Source organism: Pseudoxanthomonas sp. LjRoot204_2, assembly GCF_056175765.1.
Genome location: NZ_JBGFFG010000213.1, coordinates 1 through 5,852 on the forward strand (window position 1 = coordinate 1; position 5,852 = coordinate 5,852).

The 5,852-nt window shown below is 64.8% G+C and carries 6 protein-coding genes; all 6 read right to left on the reverse strand.

The features are described 5' to 3' along the window. The coding region (locus tag AC04L7_RS11125) for an ArdC-like ssDNA-binding domain-containing protein (protein WP_475513012.1) at nucleotides 1–1,128 on the reverse strand (1,128 nt) is incomplete at its 3' end. A 9-nt stretch (nucleotides 1,129–1,137) separates the two neighbouring features. Next, on the reverse strand, nucleotides 1,138–1,260 hold the full coding sequence (locus AC04L7_RS11130) for a hypothetical protein (RefSeq protein ID WP_436001260.1): 123 nt from the start codon (nucleotides 1,258–1,260) through the stop codon (nucleotides 1,138–1,140). A 93-nt stretch (nucleotides 1,261–1,353) separates the two neighbouring features. Beyond that, entirely contained in the window at nucleotides 1,354–1,833 is a 480-nt protein-coding gene (locus tag AC04L7_RS11135; protein WP_436001262.1) for a hypothetical protein, read from the reverse strand. Nucleotides 1,834–1,898: 65 nt separating this feature from the next. Then, nucleotides 1,899–2,741: a thiol:disulfide interchange protein DsbG gene (gene dsbG, locus AC04L7_RS11140; protein ID WP_436001264.1), complete on the reverse strand. Its 843-nt coding sequence runs from the start codon at nucleotides 2,739–2,741 to the stop codon at nucleotides 1,899–1,901. Beyond that, nucleotides 2,741–3,376, reverse strand: coding sequence for a YcbK family protein (locus AC04L7_RS11145; protein WP_475513013.1), 636 nt, complete (start codon nucleotides 3,374–3,376; stop codon nucleotides 2,741–2,743). The genes dsbG and AC04L7_RS11145 overlap by 1 nt, the downstream gene beginning before the upstream one ends. Beyond that, the coding region (locus AC04L7_RS11150; RefSeq protein WP_475513014.1) for a type IV secretory system conjugative DNA transfer family protein at nucleotides 3,363–5,852 on the reverse strand (2,490 nt) is incomplete at its 5' end. The genes AC04L7_RS11150 and AC04L7_RS11145, both read right to left, overlap by 14 nt.

A 5,852-nucleotide genomic window follows, 5' to 3' on the forward strand; every position in this document is an offset into this window, starting at 1 on the left:
CGGCTGGACCTGGTCCAGGCCGAGCGTGGAGGCGTCGAACACTACCTCATCACCGCCGGCGTCCAGGATCTCGTCGTACATCGCACGACGCTCTTCCACCAGCGTGTCCTGCAGCTCGGGGTCGAAGGCGAGCATGTAGCCCACGGCCTGCTCGGCCTTGCCTGCCGCGCGGAGCGCGACCTGCTTGCCACCACCGAAAGCGGCGTGGATGTCGGCCGGATCGAAGCTCTCGCCCTTGATCGGGATGCCCAGGCGCATGCTGAGCATGGCTTCGGCCATCTTCTGCACCAGGCGCTTCTCGGCCGCATTCTGCTCGGCCTGCTGCTGGCGTGCTTCCTCGCTCGCCGGCTCGGCCTTGGCCTTGCGGCCGCGCTCGATGACGCCCTCGGTGATGGCCACGCGCATCAGCACCGAACCCAGCTGGTCGGCCGAGGATGCGTGGATCGTGTCGTCGATCAGCTCGGCCTTGCCCACCTTCGCGTCCCACTGGACCTCATAGCCCATGTGGTTGGCGATGCGCTCCAGCACATCGACGGCGCGCGAAGTGGCGCCCGGCCCGGTGATGACACCCTTGGGTTCGGTGATCGGCTCGCCGCCGGTGCGGTCCAGCTGGTCCACGTTGAACACGCGGAACTGCGCCAGACGCGGGTAGGTTTCCAGGATCGGCTCCTGGGTGTCCTCATCGACCTCGCCCGTGTCGCGGGTGACGGTCTGGAAGAAGAAGACCTTCGTGGACTGCTCGCCCTTGCGCACGCTCCAGCCGCGGGATTTGGCGCCGTCGAAGGTGCACCACTGGCCGGACTCGTAGCCCTTCTCCATGGCGGCGTTGGCCAGCGTCAGCACATTGAGGCCGTGGTACGGCCGGCCGTTGGCCGCCGAAGTCGGCCACTGCATCACCTTGCCGAAGGTGGAGACCGGATCGAGCACACCGGCCTCGACTGCGCGGGCCAGCTCGTCACGGCTGAGATCGAAATTGGAAGGCCGCGTCGCGCCCTGCGGCGTCGTGCGGGCGGAGGTCGAGGCGGCACCAGTGGAAGGAATAGCCCCTGCCGGCAAGGGGGATGCCGGCAGGGGGTTCCCAGCAACCTGGCCGCCGACCAGCGAACTGATCGGGCGAATCCGGGTCATGGTGGCTGCTTACTGGTTGTCGGGGGTGCCGGCGTCGGCCGGGGCAGGCTGCAGGTAGCCGTCGCGCACGTCGGCCCAGTCCAGACGGTCCGGGTCCTGCGTCGCGTTGATCGTGGTGTTGGCAGCGGGCATGGATGTCTCCTGTGGGAAGGCGACGGGTGCCGCCTTGCCTTTCATTAGACTATCCGGATTCATGGCTGTCAATAACTTTCGTTAGAGTATCTTTCAGGCCGATGCCACGGATGCCAGCTCTTCGCCCACGTGGAAAGGATCTTCGTCCCCCAGCACGTGCAGGCCATAGCGCAGGTTCTGGATGGCGGTCTTGCGCGCCGGGCCGTCCAGCATGTCTTCCAGGCCGGTCTCGGCCATGTTGCGCGCCACGACCTGGCGCAACACCGTGCTGACTTCGTCGAATGGCTCGAACGATGCCTGCCGCTCGGCGTGCATCACCATGTCGCGGTAGACGGTATGGGTGGGGGCTTCCAGGGCACCGGTGACCAGCACAACCACGTCGGTCACGTCCTTGTACAGGACGCTTGCGTAGTCCTCATCGTCCAGGCGCTCAGCGATGTCATCGCTGTCGGCCGTCAGGCGATTGGAACCGCATGCCTCTTCGATCGCATGCGTGAGAACCGCGCGGTCAACGCGGATGCCAGACAAGCGTTCGTATAGACGCTTGGCCGCTTCCTTCGAGCTGTTATCCATAGTGCCCCCTGTTCTACTCAAGTAAGGGGCCGCCCGAGGGCGGCACCCTGGAATCAAATCGCCATTTACAAGAATGCTTTTGCGAAGGTCTCTTCGTCGGACAGCACGGAGATCGTCGCGCGAACCTTGCCCTGGTCCTTGTAGAGGACCGTGGGGACACCAGTGTACCCGGACGTACGTAGCAACTGCAGGTTACGTTCCAGTTTCTCGGCGGTTTTTTCCGTTACCTTGACGCCCGTCAAGGTTCGGTTATTCATTTCCGTGAGTGCTTCGCGAGAATTCTTCGCCTGATATATGGCAGCCGCGAATTGATTGGAGTCCTCCGAGAGGATAGCGACCGGAATCCAGCGAACTTGAGTACCGCCCGTCGCCGCGACGTCACGCAGCTTCTCCCACAGCTTGTGGCAGTACGGACACTGGGGGTCGAAGATCACGTAGGCGACCTTGTCGCCCTGGCCCTCGGTGATGTAGTCCAGCTCTCCGGCCTGCTCCCAGAGCTTGGCCAGCTCGGCTTCGTCCAGCTCCTTCTGCGCGCCGTCGCCGCGGATCGAGGCCCGCGACATGTCGTTGCTGGTCACATTCCCGCCCTTGGCGTCGAACACGGTCCCCAGGATCACGTGCTTGCCGTCCGGGGTGATGTAGAACAGGCGCCGGTCGAGGCCGCGATCGGCCACGACCGCCTTCAGGCCCGACTCGGAGGTGAAGGCCGCCGAGATCGTGGCGCCCTGGCTGATCAGGAACTGCTCGGCCTCGGTCGGCGCCGGAGCGCCTTCGGCCTGTGCCGTCGTCGGCGCGGCAGCCGGCCCCGTCGCCGCAGCCTTGTCGGTGGCCTCGGCACCGCTGCAGCCCGACAGGGCAACAGCAGCGGCCAGGACGAAAGTGAGTTTGATACCAAATCCCTTGTACATCATGAGCTCCAGAATCGGACTTTGCCGGTGTCGGTGTGGATGAAGTTGCGCCGGTCGACGTAAAAGCCGATTCCACCGGCGCGGTAGCTTGCAAGAAACTTGCCAACGAACTCCGCCGGAAGATTGGCGTAGCGGCCATCCATGGCGCGGCCCTGCGTATGCAGGCTGTTCTTGGCCGCCCCCTCGGTCGTTGCGTTGGTGTGCTGGGTCCGGTAGCCGCTGGTGACCAGGTACGGCTCGTCGAACCCATGGGTGGCATACAGCCAGGACTGCATGCCGAAAATCATGTTGATCAGGGTCAGATCCATCTGCGTGGACTGCCCTGCCCTCACATCGCGCAGGACGTGGCAGACCTGCTGGTAGCCGGACGGCACCACGGCCCCATCGCGCCAGTAGCAGACACGACKCTCTTCGCCCGTACCCTGACGAACCAGGTTGACCACGCGTGGCTGCGCCCAGAACGCATTGGCCGATGCGGCATCGGCGTAGTGCGTGGGCAGCGCCATCCCCGTCCTGCGGGACAGCGGGTTGGCCTGCGTTCCGCCGCTGGCCAGCGCCACCATGCCCGCGCCGATGCCCAGCAGCAGCCGGCGACGGCGGGCGTTCAGCAGCTCGAAGCCATCAGTGCTGGCCATCGGTGCTTCCTCCCTGCGCGTGCTTGGAGACCAGGGTGGTCAGCTCGGCAAGCGCGGCGGCCATCTCGTCCATCGCCGCCTCGTTGCGCTCGGGCTTGGGCGGTGCCGGATAGCGGGTGCTGGAGGCCACCTGGCCCACGATCTCGCGTGCGACGGTGCGCGCTTCGGCATCGGTGGCGCCCAGCGCCATCGCCACATCCGCCAGCGCCGTGGAAGTGGCTGCGGCGTCCATGAAGCGCATGGATGGCGAGGATGCCTGTGCGCCCATCGCATTGGCCGCCAGTGCCTGCGCGGCCTGGGCGAACAGCATGTCGTCGCTCTGCGCCTCCACCGGCGCCGTCGAGGACTCGCGRCCGAACACGGTGACCGTGTCCAGGGCGCTGCCGTCGAACACCACGTCATCCGTACCCTCCGGCGCGGCAGCTTCCGCCGTCGCTTGCGCCGGCTCCTGCGACGCGTCCTCCGGCGCCGCCGCGGGCGTGTGGGTGTATCCGCCGGCAGAGCCCGACTCGGCTTCCGCCTGCGGCGAATGCTTCAGGCCCGCAACAGCCGCCTCGAACAAGCTGATGCCGACCTCTGCACCCTGCTGCGCGGCCTGGTAGCTCTTCGTGCCCTTGGCCTTGATCGCCACATCGAGCGCGTGCAACGCGCCATCCGGCTCCACGATCGTTTCGCCCAGCGGGTACTGCAGCAGGCCCTCGGTGATCTTGCTGGTGTCCACCTGTAGCTTGCGGATCTCCGCTTCGGAGACCGGCATGACCTTCACAAAGTGGTTCAGCCGGTAGTCGTTGGCCTTGGACGGCACCGCGTAGAACATGCGGGCGCGGATGACATCGGACTTGACGAAGATGTGAACCTGACCCTCGATCTGGTTCACCATGTCCTGCAGGTCGATGCGGTTCACGCGCGTGTGCTTGGCCTGGGCCTCGCCCTTGAAGCCGCCGAACAGGCCATCGCCCATTTCCCAGCCGCTCATCTCGGCCACATAGGCCTGGCCCGCACGCTTCTCGATCAGGTCATACGAGTCGGCAGAGTCTTCCATCTTGCCGATGATCTTGACGTTGGAGTTGGACCAGATCGCCAGCGTCTCTTCCTTGGACGTGCGATAGAACGCCTGCAAGTCCTGGCCTGCTGCCACCAGGCAGAAACCCAGCGATCGCGCCTGCGCCCACATCAGGGCCGYGTCCTCGGGCATGAAGTAGCCGAACTCGTCGAAGATCGCGATGAACGGCGTGGGCGCCATGGTGGCGCGGTTGTCCAGCAGTTCGGCGCGGCTGCCTTCCAGCCGGCCGCCCAGCTCGGCGCCCATCATGCCCTTCATCGCCGCGACGATGATCTTGCCCAGGTTGGACAGTTCCGGTCGCGACTTTTCCAGCGCCGGCAGCAGCACCAGAAGAATGCGGTTGTTGCGCACCACGTCCTGGAAGTTCACTTCGCCCTGTGGGGTGAAGTAGATATAGCCGTACGTGTCGGCCAGCGAGGACAGAATGCGCGTGAACTGCATCTGCTGGTAGCCGAACTGCTCAAGGAAGGTGGAGGACTGCTTTTCGCCGCCATCCTTCTTGTAGCCGGGCACGTCGTACAGGAACGCCTGCAGCATCGTGCGGTTCTTGTCGCTGATGTACGGATCGTTCATCAGCTCGGTGTACTTCGGATAGGGCATGAACTCGCGGATCGCGCCGATATGGAGCATCAGGCGACCCTGGTCGCGCAGATCCACCAGCGCGGGCAGTACCGCGGAGATGAAGCTGATTGCGCGGCCCTTCCACATGTCGCCCTTGCCGTCCGAGGCGTCCATCAGGCTCACAACCAGCTGGATCAGGCTGTCGGCGTTGCCGACTGAGAACGGGTTGTACGTATTGGACGGCTTGTCGACACGCTTCTTCTTCGTGTCCGCGTTGCCGGTCATGTAGTTGATGACCAGCAAGTCGTCCTCGCGGCCGTACTGGCGCACCATCGAGAAGATCTTGCCCCACAGTGACACGTCACCCTTGCCGTCGACGTACGCGAAACCGGAGCACCAGGTGATCGCGTTGAATGCCATCGACGTCAGGCCTTCGGTCTTACCGGCACCGGTGGAGCCCAGCACGAAGATGTGCGTACGCATATCCTCGTTGGCTGCCCAGATCTCAGCGTTGTCACCCTCACGATTGCCGATGTAGCCGATGCCGCGGGCCATCATCGGCTTGCCCGTGCCCGGGTGCAGGTCCTTCTCGTCCAGCTCGTTCAGACCCTTGCGCTTGCGGAAGGGCGTGTCTTCCTTGCGCGAGAGCACGATCGGCGCGTATGCCAGCGCCAGCAACGGCAGGATGTCGAACAGGAAGGGGAATACGACCACGCCGACCACGGATAGGAATCCCAGCACCGCCACCGCAAACTCGGTGCTGGCAAGGTCCGTGGTTTGTTCCCACAGCGTACGGGTATCGCGCAGCAGCCGCGTGCGGCGGATCTCCTGCTCGCGGCGTACGCCTTGGAT